We start from the raw sequence: 16,596 nt of genomic DNA, 5'->3' as shown, positions 1-16,596 counted from the left end.
CGCGTGGCAGGTCGGCGCGAGCCAGTCTCGGACACATCGCCATCCGGCACCGCCACCCGGCATCGCCACCTGGCGTCGTCACTTTGGAGGAGCAGATGTCCACACCGTTCCGCTACACCACCCCCGCGCCGCCGAAGTCCGCCACCGGGCGCGTGGCCGAGGTCTACCGGCAGCTCGGCGACGACTTCGGGATCGAGGAGGCGTCCACGTTCGTCGTCCTGTCGTCGGCGCCCGAACTCCTCGGGCCCACCTGGGCGTTGATGCGCGAGTCGCTGATCGCGGGCGCGGGCACCCGTATCGACAGGGAACTGGTGGCCGCCGGTGTCTCGCTCGCCAACCGCTGCCCGTTCTGCGTGGACGCGCACACCGTGCTGCTGCACGCCACCGGCGACCACGGGCTCGCCGAGTCGCTCGCGCGGGGCGAGACCCCGGCGGACGAGCGGCACGCGCGCCTGCTCGACTGGGGCCGCGCCACCCGCGTGCCCGGCTCGCCCGCGCTCGTCCCGACGCCCTTCCCGCGCGCCGAGGCCGCCGCGCACATCGGCACCGCGCTCTCGTTCCACTTCATCAACCGGATCGTGTCGGCGCTCCTGACCGACAACCTGCTGCCCGCGGGCGCCCAGCGCCTGCGCACCGTCCGCAGCCTCGCCGGCCGCTCCCTGACGCGTACGGTCACCAGGGCGCACGCGCCCGGCGCGAGCCTCGCCCTTCTCGACGACCCGGGTCCCGGCCCTGCCTGGGCCGCGGGGACGACGGTCGGCCCGGCGTACGCGGCGCTGAGCACCGCCGCGTCGATGGGCGCGGGCCTGCTCGACGACGTCGACCTGGGCCTGGTCCACGAGGTGGTCGCCGACTGGGACGGCACGCATCCGCCGCTCGCGTGGGACGAGCTGCCCGACCGGGACCGGCGGCCCGGCGCGCGGCTCGCGCTGCTGGCCGCGCTCGCCCCGTACCGCATCACCGACGAGGACGTCGCGGCCTGGCTGAAGCCGCCGTTCACCGACCACTGTCTGGTCCATCTGATCGCCTACGGCGCGTTCGTCGCGGTCGACCGCATCGAGTCCGCCCTGCCCCTGCCCGCGCTCCTGGAGACATCGTGACGCGCTGAGCGGGAGGGCCTGACGCATGAGGCGGGAGGGGGCGGTGTTGCCGCGGGGTAACTCGTGTGACACTGGCGTCCCCTCCACCTCTCACACAAGGGACGTACGCCGTGCGTTCTCTCCCGCTCCCCCTCGCCCTGACCGTGCGGGTCCTGCCCGTCGCGGTGCTCGCGTGCGCCGGCTGGGCCTGGACCTCGGGCCCGATGGCGGAGCCCGCGGGACAGCCCGCCGCGGCCCCGCACGCCACCCCGACCCCCACACCGACACCGGCCTCGAAGTCGGCGCCCGCCGGGACCGGGCGGACGTACCGCGAGCCGCCCGAGCCGTGCGCCGCCGTCCCGGCGAAGACCGTCGCCGCCCTGGTGCCGAAGGCCGACGCGGCGGGCAAGGAACTCTCCGCCGCCGACCGCTCGTTGCGCCGCGGCTGCTCGTGGAGCGCGCTGAAGGGCTACGACTACCGCTGGCTCGACGTCTCCTTCGAGATCAAGGAGTCGGCCGCGGCGGCGGACACCGCGTTCACCGCGCGCGGCAAGGGCGACGCGGCGTCCGGCCTCGGTGACGGGGCCAGGGTCGCGGTCGCCCTCACGACGAACGACAAACAGGACAAGCGGGAGGCGGTGGTGACGGTCAGGTCGGCCAACGCCCTGGTGACCGTCACCTACAACGGCAGCGACTTCGAGTCCCACGGCGCGCCCGCCGCGGACGAGATCTCCAAGGGCGCGCTGCGGGCGGCCGGGGACGCGGTGGCGGCGCTGGCCGCAGCCAAGGGCTAGGGCGTGTCCGCCGGATCAGGGTCGGACAGGTCGCGGCGTCTGGTGCGGTGCATCGCAAGGCGCCGGAGCGTCCTGATGGCGGAGGTGTCCGGGCGTTTCGGCAACGCGGCGAGGTGCCGTGCGCATGGGGGCACCTCCCAGCGGTAGCTGGGGGAGCCGCGACCCCGGCCATGATCCGCCGGACACGCCCTAGTCCGCCGCGCGCCCGCGTGCCTTGGTGAGGAGCACGTAGAGGATCAGCGACGACCCGAGCCCGACCGCCCATCCGTAGTCGGCGAGCGGCTTGAGGAACGGGATCAGCCCGTCCGCCGGGAACGGTCCCTGTTTCGTGCCCTTCGCGTCGAGGGTCGAGTACGAGCCGCCGACCGCGAGGACGCCGCCCACGGCGAAGGCGGCCACCGCCGTCCAGTTCCAGCCGCCCCGGTACCAGTAGCGTCCGCTCGGGAGGTACAGGTCGGCGAGGTGGAGGACGGTGCGGCGGATGATCCAGTAGTCGGCGATCAGGATGCCCGCGACCGTGCCGAGCAGTCCGCCGACGACACCGAGCCACGTGAAGATGTACAGCTCGGGCGTGGAGGTGAGCTTCCACGGCATGATGAGGACGCCGATGACGCCCGTGATCAGCGCGCCCGTGCGGAAGTTGATGATTTTCGGCGCGAGGTTCGCGAGGTCGTACGCGGGTGAGACGACGTTCGCCGCGATGTTCACCGAGATCGTCGCGACGAACACCGTGATGAGCGCGAACAGGAGCCCGAAGACGTTGTCGGTCTTGCCCGCGAGCGCGACCGGGTCCCAGATGGCCGCGCCGTAGACCTTCTCGGAGCCGGATGTCACGAGGACGGACATCAGGGCGAAGAGGGTCATGGTCGTCGGCAGGCCGAGGGTCTGTCCCCACACCTGGGCGCGCTGGCCTTTGCCGAAGCGGGTGAAGTCGGGGATGTTGAGGCTGAGCGTGCTCCAGAAGCCGATCATGCCCATCAGGCCGGGGAAGAAGATCTTCCAGAAGCCGGGGCCCCAGCCGACCTTGGACGGCTCGTCGAGGAGCGGGCCGAAGCCGCCGGCCTTGTTCGCGATCCAGACCAGCAGGACGACCGCGCCGACGAGGACGAACGGCGCCGCCCAGTTCTCGAAGCGGCGCAGGGTGTCCATACCCCGGTAGATGACGGCGAGTTCGAGGGCCCAGAAGAGGACGAAACACAGCCACAGGGTCCAGGGGTAGCCGCCGACGTGCGACACGTCCGCCCAGCCGCCGAACACCTTGCCGAGCAGGACGAAGACGCCCTGCCCGCCGATCCAGGTCTGGATGCCGAACCAGCAGCAGGCCACCGCCGCCCTGATCAGCGCGGGCAGGTTGGCCCCGCGCAGGCCGAACGAGGCGCGGGCGAGGACGGGGAAGGGTATGCCGTACTTGGGTCCCGCGTGGCCGGTGAGCAGCATCGGCAGGAGCACGATGACGTTGGCGAGCGCGATGGTGAGGACGGCCTGCTTCCAGTCCATGCCGAGCGCGACGAGGCCCGAGGCGAGGGTCCAGGACGGGATGCAGTGGGCCATGCCGATCCACAGGGCCACGAAGTTGTACGTGGTCCAGCGGCGTTCGGCGAGGGGGACGGGACGCAGGTCGTCGTTGGCGTAGCGGCTGCCGGCGGGGTAGGCGTCGGCGCCGAGGTCGATGCCGCCGCCCGCGGGCAGCGTGGGTGGCGCGGTGTCGGTCATGAGCAGGCCATTCGTTCGGGAGCCGGAGGAGCCGCGGCTCAGTCAGCGGGGAGGTGCGAACGGGCCGTGCGGGTGCGGGCGGTGGGGACCCTGGCGGGGAGGTTCGGGGGGGGGTGGACCGAGGTGGGGCTCAGGCGTTCACCACGGGACTCACGCGTTCACCGCCGCGATGACGCGCTCCCCGTACGTGTCGATCACCTCCTCCTTGGCGTCGTGCATGGCGTAGACGGCGAACTGGTCGACGCCGAGGTCCCGCAGCGCGCGGAGCTTGGCGATGTGGTCCTCGACGGTGCCGATGACGCAGAACCGGTCGACGATCTCGTCCGGCACGAACTCCGTGTCGGGGTTCCCGGCCCTGCCGTGGTGGGCGTAGTCGTAGCCCTCGCGGGCCTTGATGTAGTCGGTGAGTTCGTCGGGGACCAGGGACGAGTGCTCGCCGTACTTGCTGACGAGGTCGGCGACGTGGTTGCCGACCATGCCGCCGAACCAGCGGCACTCCTCGCGCGCGTGGGCGAGGGCGGCGGCCGAGTCGTCGGCGGTGACGTAGGCGGGCGCGGCCACGCAGATCTTCACCTCGGACGGGTCGCGGCCCGCGGCGGTGGCCGCGTCACGCACGGCCTTGATCATGTACTGGGTGAGGTAGGGGTCGGCGAGCTGGAGGATGAACCCGTCGGCCTCCTCGCCGGCCATCTTCAGGGCCTTGGGCCCGTACGCGGCCATCCAGACGGGCAGTTCGGCCCCGTTGCGCACCCACGGGAAGTGGATCACCGTGCCGCCGAGGTCGGCCTCGTCGCCCCGGGCGAGCGCCCGGATGACCTTCATGGCCTCGCTGATCCGGGCGAGCGTGTTGGGCTTGCGTCCGGCGACGCGCATCGCGGAGTCGCCGCGGCCGATGCCACAGACGGTGCGGTTGCCGTACATGTCGTTCAGGGTGGCGAAGGTGGAGGCGGTGACCTCCCAGGTGCGGGTGCCCGGGTTGGTGACCATGGGACCGACCTTGAGGTGTGTCGTCTCGGCGAGGATCCGGCTGTAGATGACGAAGGGCTCCTGCCACAGCACGCACGAGTCGAAGGTCCACCCGTTCGTGAAGCCCTCGCGCTCGGCACGCTGCATGAGGGCGACGACGCCCGAGGCCGGGGGGTCGGTCTGGAGGACGAGTCCGAAGTCCATGGGATCTACCACGTTTCTAGTTCAGGTACTGGCAGGTGGCGCGCGGGGTGTACACGCCGTGACCGGCACGGCCCGTGAACTCCCGCTCGGAGATGACGAGTTCACCGCGTGAGAGCACGGTCTCGACGCGGCCGGTGAGCCGTTTGCCCTCGTACGCCGAGTAGTCGACGTTCATGTGGTGGGTGTCGGCGGATACGGTCTGCTCGGCGTGCGGGTCGTAGATGACGACGTCGGCGTCGGCGCCGGGCGCGATGGTGCCCTTCTTCGGGTAGAGGCCGAACATGCGGGCCGGGGTCGCGCAGGCGATCTCGATCCAGCGGCGGCGCGAGATGTGTCCGTCGACGACGGCCTGGTGGAGGAGGTCCATGCGGTTCTCGACGCCCGGCATGCCGTTGGGGATCTTGGAGAAGTCGCCGCGGCCCAGCTCCTTCTGCCCGGTGAAGCAGAAGGGGCAGTGGTCGGTCGAGACGACCTGGAGGTCGTTCGTGCGCAGGCCCCGCCACAGGGACTCCTGGTGGTCCTTGGGGCGCAGGGGTGTGCTGCACACGTACTTGGCGCCCTCGAAGTCCGGCTCGGCGAGGTTGTCGGTGGACAGGAAGAGGTACTGGGGGCAGGTCTCGCCGAAGACGTTCAGGCCCTCGTCGCGGGCGCGGGCGATCTCGGCGAGCGCCTCACGTGCCGAGACGTGCACCACGTACAGGGGCGCGCCCGCGACCTGGGCGAGCCTGATGGCGCGGTGCGTCGCCTCGGCCTCCAGCAAGGCCTTCCTGACCTCCCCGTGATACCGGGGATCGGTCTCGCCGCGGTCCAGGGCCTGCTGGACGAGGACGTCGATGGCGATGCCGTTCTCGGCGTGCATCATGATGAGGCCGCCGTTCTCGGCGGAGCGCTGCATGGCGCGCAGGATCTGCCCGTCGTCGGAGTAGAAGACGCCGGGGTACGCCATGAACTGCTTGAACGACGTGACCCCCTCCGAGACGAGCAGGTCCATCTCCTTGAGCGTCTCGTCGTGCACGTCGGAGACGATCATGTGGAAGCCGTAGTCGATCGCGCAGTTCCCGTCGGCCTTGGCGTGCCAGGCGTCCAGGCCCTCGCGCAGGGTGTGCCCGACGGACTGGACGGCGAAGTCGACGATGGTGGTCGTGCCGCCCCAGGCCGCGGCCCGGGTGCCCGTCTCGAAGGTGTCGGAGGCGAAGGTGCCGCCGAACGGCAGCTCCATGTGGGTGTGCGCGTCGACACCGCCCGGGATGACGTACTTCTGCCGGGCGTCGATCGTCCGGTCCGCCGTCCAGGACTCCGCGGCGTCGCTGCCGGGCGTGGCGAGGGCGGCGATGCGGCCGTCCTCGATGAGGACGTCGGCGTGGATCTCGTCGGCGGCGGTGACGACGAGTCCGCCGCGGATGACGGTACGGCTGCTGCTCATGCTCCCTCTTCCTGCGCTGCCTACGGGTTGGTCAGCGGCGTGTACGCGGCCGGGGCGCGGTCGCGGTAGAACTGCCAGCGGCTGCGGACCTCGTGGAGCTTGGCCATGTCGAGGTCACGGACGACGAGTTCGGGCTCCTTGTCACCGGCCACGTCTCCGACGAACTGCCCCTCCGGGTCGACGAAGTAGCTCGTCCCGTAGAAGTCGTTGTCGCCGTACTCCTCCTGGCCGACCCGGTTGATCGCGCCGACGAAGTACTCGTTCGCCACGGCGGACGCCGGCTGTTCCAGCTGCCACAGGTAGCCGGACAGGCCGCGTGAGGTGGCCGACGGGTTGAAGACGATCTGCGCGCCCGCCAGGCCGAGCGCGCGCCAGCCCTCGGGGAAGTGCCGGTCGTAGCAGATGTAGACGCCGATCTTCCCGACGGCCGTGTCGAAGACGGGCCACCCGGAGTTGCCGGGCCGGAAGTAGAACTTCTCCCAGAATCCGTTGACTTGGGGGAGATGGGTCTTGCGGTACTTGCCGAGGTAGGAGCCGTCGGCGTCGATCACGGCGGCCGTGTTGTAGAGGACGCCGGGCTGCTCCTCCTCGTACATCGGCAGGACGAGGACGATGCCGTGCTCGGCGGCGAGCGCCTGGAAGCGGCGGACGGTGGGGCCGTCGGGGATCGACTCGGCGTACGCGTAGAACGTCGCGTCCTGGACCTGGCAGAAGTACGGGCCGTAGAACAGCTCCTGGAAGCAGAGGACCTTCGCCCCCTGCGCGGCGGCGTCGCGGACGGCCTGCTCGTGGACCTGGATCATGGACTCTTTGTCGCCCGTCCAGGCGGTCTGGAAGATCGCGGCGCGGATCACGGTGCTCATCGGGGACCTCCGGTCGCTCGGTGTCCCGTGAGCGTAGGAAGTCCGTGCCGCGTAACGGAGTTGCACCGTGTCACGTCTGTCGCCGTGCGCCGTTCCACGCTGTCACCCTCTCTGCGCGTCATGGGCGAGGAGGGCGATGTGGACGGACGCGGCCTGCTCGAAGTCGTCGAGGCCGATGCCGAGGAGCGTCTCGATGGTCTCCAGCCTGCGGTAGAGGGCGGGGCGGCTCATGTGGTGGAGCTGCGCCGTGCGGGACTTGTTGCGGCCGGTCGCGAGGTAGGTCCGCAGGACGGGCAGCAGGCCGGGGTCGTCGGCGTACAGGATCCCGTCCAGTTCGCGTTCGGCGAAGGCCTGGACGTGCGGGTCGTCGCGCAGGAGGCGCACGAGGCCCCGCAGGCGTACGTCGCGCAGGCGCACGACGGGCGGGACGTCGGGGGTGCCGGCGGCGGCCTCGGCGATGTGCAGGGCCTCGCGAAGCCCGGCGGGCACGTCGTCCCAGCCGGTGCGCGGGTCGGCGGCGGCCACGACGGCGGGCTCCCCCGTGCCGTCGCGCAGACGGGCCGCGAAGTGCTCGGTGAGCGGGCCGGGCGCCTGGTCGCGGGCGAGGCTGAGCAGGACGGCGGTGGCCCCGTCGGCGAGTTCGGCGGCGAGCCCGGAGAGGCCCAACAGGCGCAGGACACGGCCGAGTTCGGCCGGGTCTCCGTCACGGACGACGAGGGGGACGAAGGTGCGGCGGTTGACGGGCAGTCCGGCGGCCCGGGCCCGGGGCAGGAGCTGACGGGCCGGTACGACACCGGAGACGAGGTCGGTGAGGATGCTCTGCGCGGACTGCTCCTCCCAGCTGTGAGCCGCCGCGCCGCCCAGCATGCGGTGCAGGACGAGGGCCTCGGCGGCGCGTTCGGCGAGGAGGCGTCCGGTGGGGCCGTCGCCTCGGTAGCCGCACAGGACGACGCTGCCCCAGCGCTCGCCGCGCCCGTCGAGGTCGGCGCGGTACCAGTCGGCTCCGTCGGCGCACCCGGCCCGGCGGGCGATGCGCTCCCAGTCGCGCAGCACGTCGTCCACGGCGGGCCGCTCACCGGCGGTCGCGAGGACGCGGTGGGCGACGTTGGCGACGACGACGGGGCAGGCGCTGTGCGCGGCGACCTCGTCGAGGAGCCGCTGGAGCGGGGCGCCCGCCGTGATGAGTCCGGTGAGGGCGGTGCGGATGCCCTCGGAGAGGCTGACGGCGGCGAACTTCCTTCGTACGAGCCTGGATTGAACCTCTTCGGTCAGTTCGGCGAAGGGGAACGGGCGGTGCAGGACGACCATCGGCAGGCCGTACCGCTCGGCGGCGCGGCGCATGTCCTCGGGCGGGGACGGGAAGGCGCGGCCGAGCCCGAGGACGACGGCCGCCGCCTCCGCCCGGTGCAGGGACTTGATGTAGTCGGTCCGTGAGGGGCCGTCCCCGGCGAGCAGGACCCCGGTGGTGAGGACCATCTCGCCGCCGCTCAGCATCACGCCGACGTCGGCGGCCTCGGCGACGTGCACCCAGCGCACGGGCCGGTCGAGGTGGCCGGCCCCGGCGACCACCTCGGGTTCCCCCGCCGCGATCCGCTCCAGGGCGAGTATCTGCCGTACGGACAGGGCGTGTTCGGCGGCAGTGACGGTCATCGGGGCCCCTTCCTCACCACGGGCGACGGGCTAACAGACGGTGCGCAGGGCCCGCTCCAGGATCGCCGCGCCCTCTTCCGCCTCGGCGACGGTGAGCGTCAGGGGCGGCGCGATGCGCAGCACGCTGGTGTTGTGGCCGCCCCCCTTGCCGACGAGAAGTCCGGCCTCACGTGCGGCCTCGCTGACGGCGGCCGCCGCGTCCGGGTCCGCCTCGTCCGTACCGGGTCTGACCAGCTCGATGCCGATCATCAGGCCCCGGCCCCGCACTTCTCGTACGCACTCCGTCGTGGCGGCGACGGCCCGCAGGCGCTCGATGAGGAGCCCGCCGACGCGCCGCGCGTTGCCCTGAAGGTCGTGTTCGAGGAGGTAGATGAGGTTGGCGAGCCCCGCCGCCATCGTCACCGGCGAACCGCCGAACGTCGAGATGGAGTTGGCGTCGAGGCAGTTCATGACGTCGGCGCGCGCGACGACGCCGCCGATCGACATGCCGTTCCCGATGCCCTTGGCGAAGGTCAGGATGTCCGGCGGCCCGTTCTGCGCGTGCGCCTGCCAGCCCCAGAAGTGCTCGCCGGTGCGGCCCCAGCCGGTCTGCACCTCGTCGGCGATCCAGAGGATGCCGTGCTCCCGCAGCACGTCCCGGAACGCCGCGTACAGGCCGTCGGGCGGTGAGGTGAAGCCGCCGACGCCCTGGATCGGTTCGGCGATGAGGGCGGCGACGCCCCGGGTCTGGCCGAGGATGTCGCGCAGGTCGTCGACGCAGGCCGCGATGAACTCGGCGTCGCTCAGGTGGGCGAACGGGCCGCGCGTGCGGACCCCGCCGTGGACGTACAGCGTCTGGAGCGGGGAGAGGCTGGTCGGGGACCAGCCTCGGTTGCCGGTGATGCCGACGGCGGAGAAGGACCGGCCGTGGTAGCTGTTGCGCATCGCGAGGATCTGGTTCGAGCGGCGGTACGCGGTGGCGAGCAGCAGCGCCGTGTCGTTGGCCTCGGTGCCGGAGGTGGTGAAGAAGACGCGGGCGTCGGGGATGCCGGACAACGAGGCGACGCGCTCGGCGAGTTCGACCATCTGCCGGTTGAGGTAGAGGGTGGAGGTGTGGATGATCCGGCCGGCCTGCTCGCTGACCGCCTTGGTCACCTCGGGCAGGGCGTGCGCGGTCATCGTCGTCAGGATCCCGCCGAAGAAGTCGAGGTACTGCTTCCCGTCGGCGTCCCAGACGTGGCGGCCCTCGCCGTGGGTGATCTCGATGGGGCGGTCGTAGTACAGGGCGAGCCAGTCCGGCAGGACGGCGCGGTGACGGGCGTGGAGGTCGGGGGTCATCACGGCTGCACGGGCCCTTTCGTCGGCGCCTTCACGGGTCACGGTCGTCACGGCTGCACCAGCCCCTCGTACGCGTCGGGCCGGCGGTCGCGGTAGAACGCCCACTGCTGGCGTACCTCGTCGATGAGGCCGAAGTCGAGGTCTCGTACGAGGAGTTCCTCGTCCTTGTCGCTCGCGGTCTCGCCGACGGTCCGGCCGCGCGGGTCGACGAAGTAGCTCGTGCCGTAGAAGTCGTTGTCGCCGTACTCCTCGACGCCGACGCGGTTGATCGCGGCGATGAAGTACTCGTTGGCGACGGCCGCGGCGGGCTGCTCCAGCTGCCACAGGTACGCGGACAGGCCCCGGCTCGTGGCGGACGGGTTGTACACGAGCTGGGCGCCGTTCAGGCCGAGCTGCCGCCAGCCCTCCGGGAAGTGCCGGTCGTAGCAGATGTAGACGCCGACGCGGCCGACGGCGGTCTCGAAGACGGGCCAGCCCAGGTTCCCCGGCTTGAAGTAGTACTTCTCCCAGAAGCCCTTGACCTGCGGGATGTGGTGCTTGCGGTACTTGCCGAGGTAGGTGCCGTCGGCGTCGATCACGGCCGCGGTGTTGAAGTAGAAGCCGGACTGCTCGACCTCGAAGACCGGTACGACGACGACCATGCCGGTCTCGCGGGCGAGTGCCCGCATGCGCGTCACGGTCGGCCCGTCCGGTACGGGCTCGGCCCAGCGGTAGTGCTCGGCCTCCTGGACCTGGCAGAAGTAGGGGGCGTTGAACACCTCCTGGAAGCCGATCACCTGGGCGCCCTGCCGGGCGGCCTCCCGCGCGTGTTCCTCATGCTTGGTGATCATGGATTCGGTGTCGCCCGTCCAGGTCGCCTGGACCAGCGCGGCGCGTACGACGTGGGCCATGTGCCGCTCCTTTGCCTGTTGCCCCGCCGGGGGACGTCAGAGAGCCTCTACGCCCGTAGACGCAGGCCGTAGAGGGTTGAACGTAAGCCTCACCGGCGGCCTTGCCAAGACCATCGCCGTCAACCGGCGGAATCGATCATGTTTCGCACCCGTGCGGGTGAGGAGTGGTCGGACTAGGTATGGAAACCGGCGACTCGCAGCGCGTGGACCACGTCCCAGTAACGCTCGTCCGACACGCCTCGCGCCGCGTCGACGAGGAGCGGCACGAGGCGGTCCGGGTCGCCCCGGACGCTGCGGGCGGCTTCTTCCGGGGTGCGGACGCGCACGTACGCGTCGAGGAGCGCGCGGGTCTCACGGCTGCGGCCCTGCGCGCCCAGGCGGAGCACCGCCTCGCCGATCTCGGCGGCGGGGCGGGCCACCCCCTGACGCAGGATCTGCCGCGCGTCCGCCGTGCGGCCCGCGGCACCGAGCGCGTCGGCGGCGGCCACGAGGAGGTCGGCCGGGAGCGAGGCGGTCTCCCACAGAAGGGTCGCCCAGTCGGCGCCCAGGCCCGCGCGGTGCAACTCGGCGGCGAGCAGCGGGAATCGGGCGGCGGGCCAGCGGGCGGCCTCGACGAGCACGCCGTGCGCCTCCCCGCCGCGGCCCTCACCCCGCAGCCGCAGAAGGGCGGAGACGCAGGCGGCGGTGGCGCGGTCCGCGTCGTGGTCGGGCGCCGCCGGGGCGAGGCGCTGCGCGGAAGGATGGGCTCGGGTGGCAACGGCTCCGGCGAACCGGGCGCCACGTGGGGTCGCGCCGGGGGCGGGGACGGCGTTTTCACCTCGGCCGGTCACGTCGGTCACGTCGGTCGCATCGGCCGGCTCGGGCACGTCGGCCGCCTCGGTCACGTCGGGCATCCCGGCGAAACGGGCGCTGCCGCGCGGGCGGCGCTTGCGTTCCTTCGCGGGCCTTGACGAGGTGGACTGGGTAGACGGGGTGGATGTGGTCGCCGGAGCGGACGGCTCGGGGGGTGCGGAACGCGCCGCGCGGTCCAGGTCCGCCATCCTCCCCCGCAACTCCGCGCAGCGGGCCGTCGCGCGTGCGTGGTCGTCGCGCGCCCACGCCAGGTCGAGACGCATCCCGTCGGCCTGCTCGGGGTTGGTGGCCGCGGGCAGGAGCCGGGCGAGCTCCGCCGTCCGGCCGGCGGCGTGGCGCTGTTCGCGAAGCATCACGTCGAGCCGGTCGCCGAGCAGGTCACGGACACCGGGCAGCGCGTCGTACGCGACCTGCGAGGCGCGGTGCAGGGCGCGGGCCCGTACGTATTCGCGGTCGGCCTCGTCGGGCCCGTGGTCCACGGCCAGATCCTGGAGGACCGCCTCCACGACATCCCAGGGAGGCACTTCGCCGCCGGCCAGACAGGCCCGCATCCCGTCGGGGTCGCGCTGCCAGAAGACGCCGCACCAGCCGGCGGCCTGGTCGAGTCGGGCCAGCAGGTCGCGCAGATACACCGCGAACTCCCGGACCTCGTCGGGGAGTTGTTGACCGTCCATCACGCGCCGCCCGATCCCCCCGCAGAGTGGAGCCTTCCGGTTCGGAAGAAAACACCCTTCGCGTTACGGGACGGCTACGGGCACTTTTCCGGAGTGCGACCGACTTCACGCGTTGCTGCCGGCGCACTCACGGACAGCTAGTGCCGGCGCAGGTCACACGGGCGCGAGCGAGCAGGTCGCCGCGATCTCGTCCATGGACAGGCCGAGGGTCCGGGCGAGGGCGGCGATCGTGAAGAACGCGGGGGTGGGCGCCCGGCCCGTCTCGATCTTGCGGAGGGTCTCCGCCGACAGTCCGGCGCTCGCGGCGACCTCCACCATGCTGCGCCCGCGCCGCGCCTCGCGCAGGAGCAGGCCGAGCCGCTCACCGCGCTCGCGCTCTTCCGGGGTCAAGGGGGTACGGACCATGCGCCCAGTCTACCGGCGGCCCCGCGGCGTGACCCCATTCAAATACCGGTATTGTAATTGGCATGGTGGAACTCAAGACAGACACATCGATCGACGCGATGCGGGAAGCGGGCCGCGTCGTGGCCCAGGCACTCGCCGCGGTGCGCGACAAGGCGGCCGTCGGCGTCTCGCTCCTGGAGCTCGACGCCGTGGCGCACGACGTCCTGCGGGCCGCGGACGCCCGCTCCCCGTTCCTCGGCTATCGCCCCTCGTTCGCCCCGACACCCTTCCCCGCGGTCCTGTGCGCCTCGGTGAACGACGCGATCGTGCACGGTGTCCCCGACGACTACCGGCTGCGGGACGGCGACCTGGTCTCGGCCGACTTCGGCGCCGAGCTCGGCGGCTGGGTCGGCGACTCGGCGATCAGCTTCACCGTGGGCACACCGCGCCCCGAGGACGTACGCCTCATCGAGACGGCGGAGCGCGCGCTCGCGGCGGGCATCGCGGCGGCGGTCGTCGGCAACCGCATCGGGGACATCGCCCACGCCATCGGCAAGGTGTGCCGCGCGCAGGGGTACGGCATCCCGGACGGCTTCGGCGGCCACGGCATCGGCCGCAAGATGCACGAGGACCCGGGCGTCCCGAACGAGGGCCGCGCGGGCCGGGGCATGCGCCTCAAGCACGGCATGGTGCTGGCGATCGAGCCGATGGTGATCGCCGGCGGCATGGACGACTACTACGCGGCCCCGGACGGCTGGACCCTCCGCACGGGCGACGGCACCCGCGCCGCCCACGCCGAACACACGGTGGCGATCACCGACGCGGGCCCACGCATCCTGACGGTTCTGTGACGGAAGGACTCCCCTGTCCTGCCCCCCCGAGGGCCACGTCTGCGGCGTCGCGTGGTCGGGACGATCACGCGACGCCGCAGCGTAAACCCTGCGCCGGAGGGCGCTCGTGCGGGGTCAGTCGCCGGGGGCGGGGGTGACCACCATCGCCGAGCCGCCGCCGCGCCGTACCTTCTCGGCCGCCGCCAGCCATTCGCCGTTCTTCAGCCGCTGTACGCCCGTCGCCGCGCCGATCTCCGGGTTCTGCTTGAAGACGTGGCCGATCTTCTCCAGGTCGGACCGGAGCGGGCTGTTCCACAGGCCGGGTTCGAGTTCCGTCGCCGCCGCGTTGCGCTGGCTCGCGCGCGGGGCCGCGATCGCGTCGACCAGCGGAAGCCCGCGGTCGACGAATCCGGTCAGCGTCTGCAGGACGGTCGTGATGATCGTCGCGCCGCCGGGCGAACCGAGGGCCACGACCGGCTGGTTGTGCCGGTCGAGCACGATCGTCGGGGAGATCGACGAGCGCGGGCGCTTGCCGGGCCCGGGCAGGTTCGGGTCGTGGACGGCCGGGTTGGCCGGCGCGAACGAGAAGTCCGTCAGCTCGTTGTTGAGCAGGAAGCCACGGCCGGGGACCGTGATGCCGCTGCCGCCCGTCGACTCGATCGTCAGCGTGTACGCGACGACGTTGCCCCACTTGTCGGCGACCGTCAGATGGGTCGTGTTCTCGCCCTCGAAGGTCGTCGGGGCGGCCTTGTCGCCCGGCTTGCCGCACGCGCCCGGGTGCCGCGGGTCCCCCGGCGCCAGCGGGCTCGTCAGGACAGCGTCGTCCTTGATGAGGCACGCGCGCGAGTCCGCGAACCGCTGCGAGAGCAGGTCCTTCGCCGGTACGTCCTCGAAGGCCGGGTCACCGACCCAGCGCCCCCGGTCCGCGAACGCGATCCGGCTCGCCTCGATGTAGCGGTGCAGGTACTGCTCCTGCGTGGCCTTCGAAAGGTCCGTCCGCCCAAGGATGTTGAGCGCCTCGCCGACTGTCGTACCGCCCGAGGAGGACGGCGCCATCGAGTAGACGCCGAGCCCGCGGTACGAGGTCTTCGTCGGGGCCTGCAGCTTCGTCCCGTACGCCTTCAGGTCCTCGACGGACAGCTTGCCCGGGCGCGCGACACGGCCCGAAGCCGGGTCCACGGGCGGCTTGTTCACCGTACGCACGATGTCGTCGCCGATGTCACCGCGGTAGATCGCGCCGACGCCGTCACGCCCCAACTCCTCGTACGTGCGGGCGAGATCGGGGTTCTTGAACGTGGAGCCGACCACGGGGAGCGCGCCGCCCGGCAGGAACAGCTTCGCCGAGTCGGGGAAGTCCTTGAACCGCGCCTGGTTGCCCTCGGTCTGGGAGCGGAACGTCGGGTCGACCGTGAAGCCGTCGCGCGCCAGCTTCTGCGCGGGCCGCAGGACCGAGCCGAGCCGCTCGCTGCCCCAGGTGTCGAGCGCGGTCTGCCAGGTGGCGGGCGTGCCGGGCGTACCCACGCTCAGGCCGCTCGTCACCGCGTCGCCGAAGGCGAGGGGCTTGCCGTTTTCCAGGAAGAGCCCCGAGTCGGCGGTGAGGGGGGCCGTCTCGCGGCCGTCGATCGTGTGCACCTGGCGGGTCTTCGCGTCGTAGTAGACGAAGTAGCCGCCCCCGCCGACCCCCGCGGAGTACGGCTCGGTGACCCCGAGCGCCGCGGCCGTGGCGACCGCCGCGTCCACCGCGTTGCCGCCGCGCCGCAGCACCTCGATCCCGGCGGCCGACGCGTCCGCGTCGACGCTGGAGACCGCGCCGCCGTACCCGACGGCCAGCGGCACCTTCGGCGGAGTGCCGGTGGCGCCGGTCGTGGACGAAGGGGGCGCGGCCGCCCCGACCGTCACCATCACGGCCGCGACGGCCAAACCCGAGAGATTCCGCGCAACAGGACGTCTCATCCGTACCTCCAGTCAACAACCGTCCGCGCAGCGTAACTTCAGATTCGCGAACCGTCAGGACCCCCTCGAACACGAGTCCGTCCGCCCGCTAGCATGCGCCCCCATGACGGAAGACGTGCGCAACATCGCCCTCGGTGTGGTCGCGGTCGGGGTCGGCGCCCTCATCGGCTGGCTCGTCCGCACCCACCTGTGGAATCGCAAACTCCGCCGCAAGCAGACCTTTTTCGGCCTGCCCGACAACGCCGAGTCGCTTCTCGTGGTCAACCGCGACGCGGGCGGCCCCGAGCTGATGGTGAAGCGTCACGATGTGTTCGCCCTGCTCGAACTCTCGGCGATCATCAAGGACTGCGGGGCGCACGCCCAGGTCATCGCCCACGACGCGGCCCACCAGGGCTTCGGGGAGCGCACGGAGTTCTGCGTGGGCGGGCCCGCGTCGAACCGCCGGATGCTCGCCCATATGCAGAGCCTGCTGCCGGGCGTCCGCGTCAACACGGACCCGGAGCCCGGGCCCGACCGCGGCGCGTTCCAGATAGGCAGTGAGCGTTACCGCCTGGAGCCGGGAAGTACGGAGTACGTGCTCCTCGCGCGGCTCACGGCGGGTCAGGGGCAGGGTGCCCGTCCGGTCTTCCTCTTCTGCGGCCAGCTGCCGGTCACCAACCAGGCGGCGACCCGCTATCTCGCACGCCACCACGAGCGCCTGGCCCGCAAGCACGGCGACAACGCGTTCGCGCTCCTGCTGAAGGTCGTCAACTCCCAGGCGTACGGTCCCGACGTGGTCGAGCTGGTCGGGGACGTCACCCGCGCCGCCCAGACCCCGGCCCCCGCTCCGGCCACGACGGCGTCCCGCGCCTCCCACCGAGCGAAGTGACCTCTGTACGGAGCACCATCCGGCCGGGATACGGGCCGGTTATATGGGCCGGGATACGGAGCACAACCCGACCGGCGTGCAGCTGACCTTCCCCTCGCCGGCGGACGACCCGTCATACGTGATACGAGTCGACCCC

General features: G+C 71.9%; 14 protein-coding genes. 4 read left to right on the top strand and 10 right to left on the bottom strand.

All coding sequences use genetic code 11. The features are described from left to right. Positions 1-95: 95 nt before the first annotated feature. Together EOT10_RS02240 and EOT10_RS02235 are read left to right on the top strand one after the other, a co-directional pair. Complete coding sequence (locus EOT10_RS02240; protein ID WP_127826299.1) at positions 96-1,100, top strand: carboxymuconolactone decarboxylase family protein; 1,005 nt, start codon at positions 96-98, stop codon at positions 1,098-1,100. A 110-nt stretch (positions 1,101-1,210) separates the two neighbouring features. Next, positions 1,211-1,873 (top strand): hypothetical protein, encoded by a 663-nt coding sequence (locus EOT10_RS02235; RefSeq protein ID WP_127826298.1) that lies wholly within the window; start codon positions 1,211-1,213, stop codon positions 1,871-1,873. 189 nt (positions 1,874-2,062) lie between these two features. Here the strand turns inward: EOT10_RS02235 and EOT10_RS02225 are convergent, their stop codons facing one another. The 9 genes from EOT10_RS02225 to EOT10_RS02185 form a co-directional block, all read right to left on the bottom strand. Next, the gene (locus EOT10_RS02225; protein ID WP_127826297.1) at positions 2,063-3,586 is read right to left on the bottom strand and encodes an NCS1 family nucleobase:cation symporter-1; all 1,524 of its coding nucleotides are present in this window, start codon (positions 3,584-3,586) and stop codon (positions 2,063-2,065) included. A gap of 150 nt (positions 3,587-3,736) precedes the next feature. Beyond that, entirely contained in the window at positions 3,737-4,756 is a 1,020-nt protein-coding gene (locus tag EOT10_RS02220) for a TIGR03842 family LLM class F420-dependent oxidoreductase (RefSeq protein WP_127826296.1), read from the bottom strand. 16 nt (positions 4,757-4,772) lie between these two features. After that, complete coding sequence (gene hydA, locus EOT10_RS02215; protein WP_127826295.1) at positions 4,773-6,179, bottom strand: dihydropyrimidinase; 1,407 nt, start codon at positions 6,177-6,179, stop codon at positions 4,773-4,775. Positions 6,180-6,199: 20 nt separating this feature from the next. Then, positions 6,200-7,042, bottom strand: a complete 843-nt coding sequence (locus EOT10_RS02210; RefSeq protein WP_127826294.1) for a nitrilase-related carbon-nitrogen hydrolase — start codon at positions 7,040-7,042, stop codon at positions 6,200-6,202. Between the two features lie 102 nt (positions 7,043-7,144). Beyond that, the gene (locus tag EOT10_RS02205; RefSeq protein WP_127826293.1) at positions 7,145-8,692 is read right to left on the bottom strand and encodes a PucR family transcriptional regulator; all 1,548 of its coding nucleotides are present in this window, start codon (positions 8,690-8,692) and stop codon (positions 7,145-7,147) included. A gap of 30 nt (positions 8,693-8,722) precedes the next feature. Next, positions 8,723-10,009, bottom strand: coding sequence for an aspartate aminotransferase family protein (locus EOT10_RS02200; RefSeq protein ID WP_127826718.1), 1,287 nt, complete (start codon positions 10,007-10,009; stop codon positions 8,723-8,725). A gap of 47 nt (positions 10,010-10,056) precedes the next feature. After that, positions 10,057-10,899, bottom strand: a complete 843-nt coding sequence (locus tag EOT10_RS02195; RefSeq protein ID WP_127826292.1) for a nitrilase-related carbon-nitrogen hydrolase — start codon at positions 10,897-10,899, stop codon at positions 10,057-10,059. A gap of 173 nt (positions 10,900-11,072) precedes the next feature. Beyond that, positions 11,073-12,425, bottom strand: a complete 1,353-nt coding sequence (locus EOT10_RS02190; protein WP_127826717.1) for a hypothetical protein — start codon at positions 12,423-12,425, stop codon at positions 11,073-11,075. Between the two features lie 153 nt (positions 12,426-12,578). Then, a complete protein-coding gene (locus tag EOT10_RS02185) occupies positions 12,579-12,830 on the bottom strand; it encodes a helix-turn-helix domain-containing protein (protein WP_127826291.1) in 252 nt (83 codons plus the stop codon). A 62-nt stretch (positions 12,831-12,892) separates the two neighbouring features. Between EOT10_RS02185 and map the strand changes: the two genes are divergently transcribed. Beyond that, positions 12,893-13,660 carry a type I methionyl aminopeptidase gene (gene map / locus EOT10_RS02180; RefSeq protein WP_127826290.1) on the top strand — a complete coding sequence of 256 codons (768 nt, stop codon included), beginning with the start codon at positions 12,893-12,895 and terminating at the stop codon, positions 13,658-13,660. Between the two features lie 114 nt (positions 13,661-13,774). Here map and ggt read toward each other — a convergent pair whose 3' ends face one another. Beyond that, entirely contained in the window at positions 13,775-15,592 is a 1,818-nt protein-coding gene (gene ggt / locus EOT10_RS02175) for a gamma-glutamyltransferase (RefSeq protein WP_127826289.1), read from the bottom strand. A gap of 103 nt (positions 15,593-15,695) precedes the next feature. Here ggt and EOT10_RS02170 point away from each other — a divergent pair, with 103 nt between their 5' ends. After that, the gene (locus EOT10_RS02170; protein WP_189490990.1) at positions 15,696-16,460 is read left to right on the top strand and encodes a hypothetical protein; all 765 of its coding nucleotides are present in this window, start codon (positions 15,696-15,698) and stop codon (positions 16,458-16,460) included. Positions 16,461-16,596 lie beyond the last annotated feature (136 nt).

The organism is Streptomyces antnestii, from assembly GCF_004005495.1.
Classification (GTDB): Bacteria; Actinomycetota; Actinomycetes; order Streptomycetales; family Streptomycetaceae; genus Streptomyces; species Streptomyces antnestii.
Note: the sequence above shows the minus strand (reverse complement) of the source record. Positions and strands in the feature narration are given on the sequence as shown.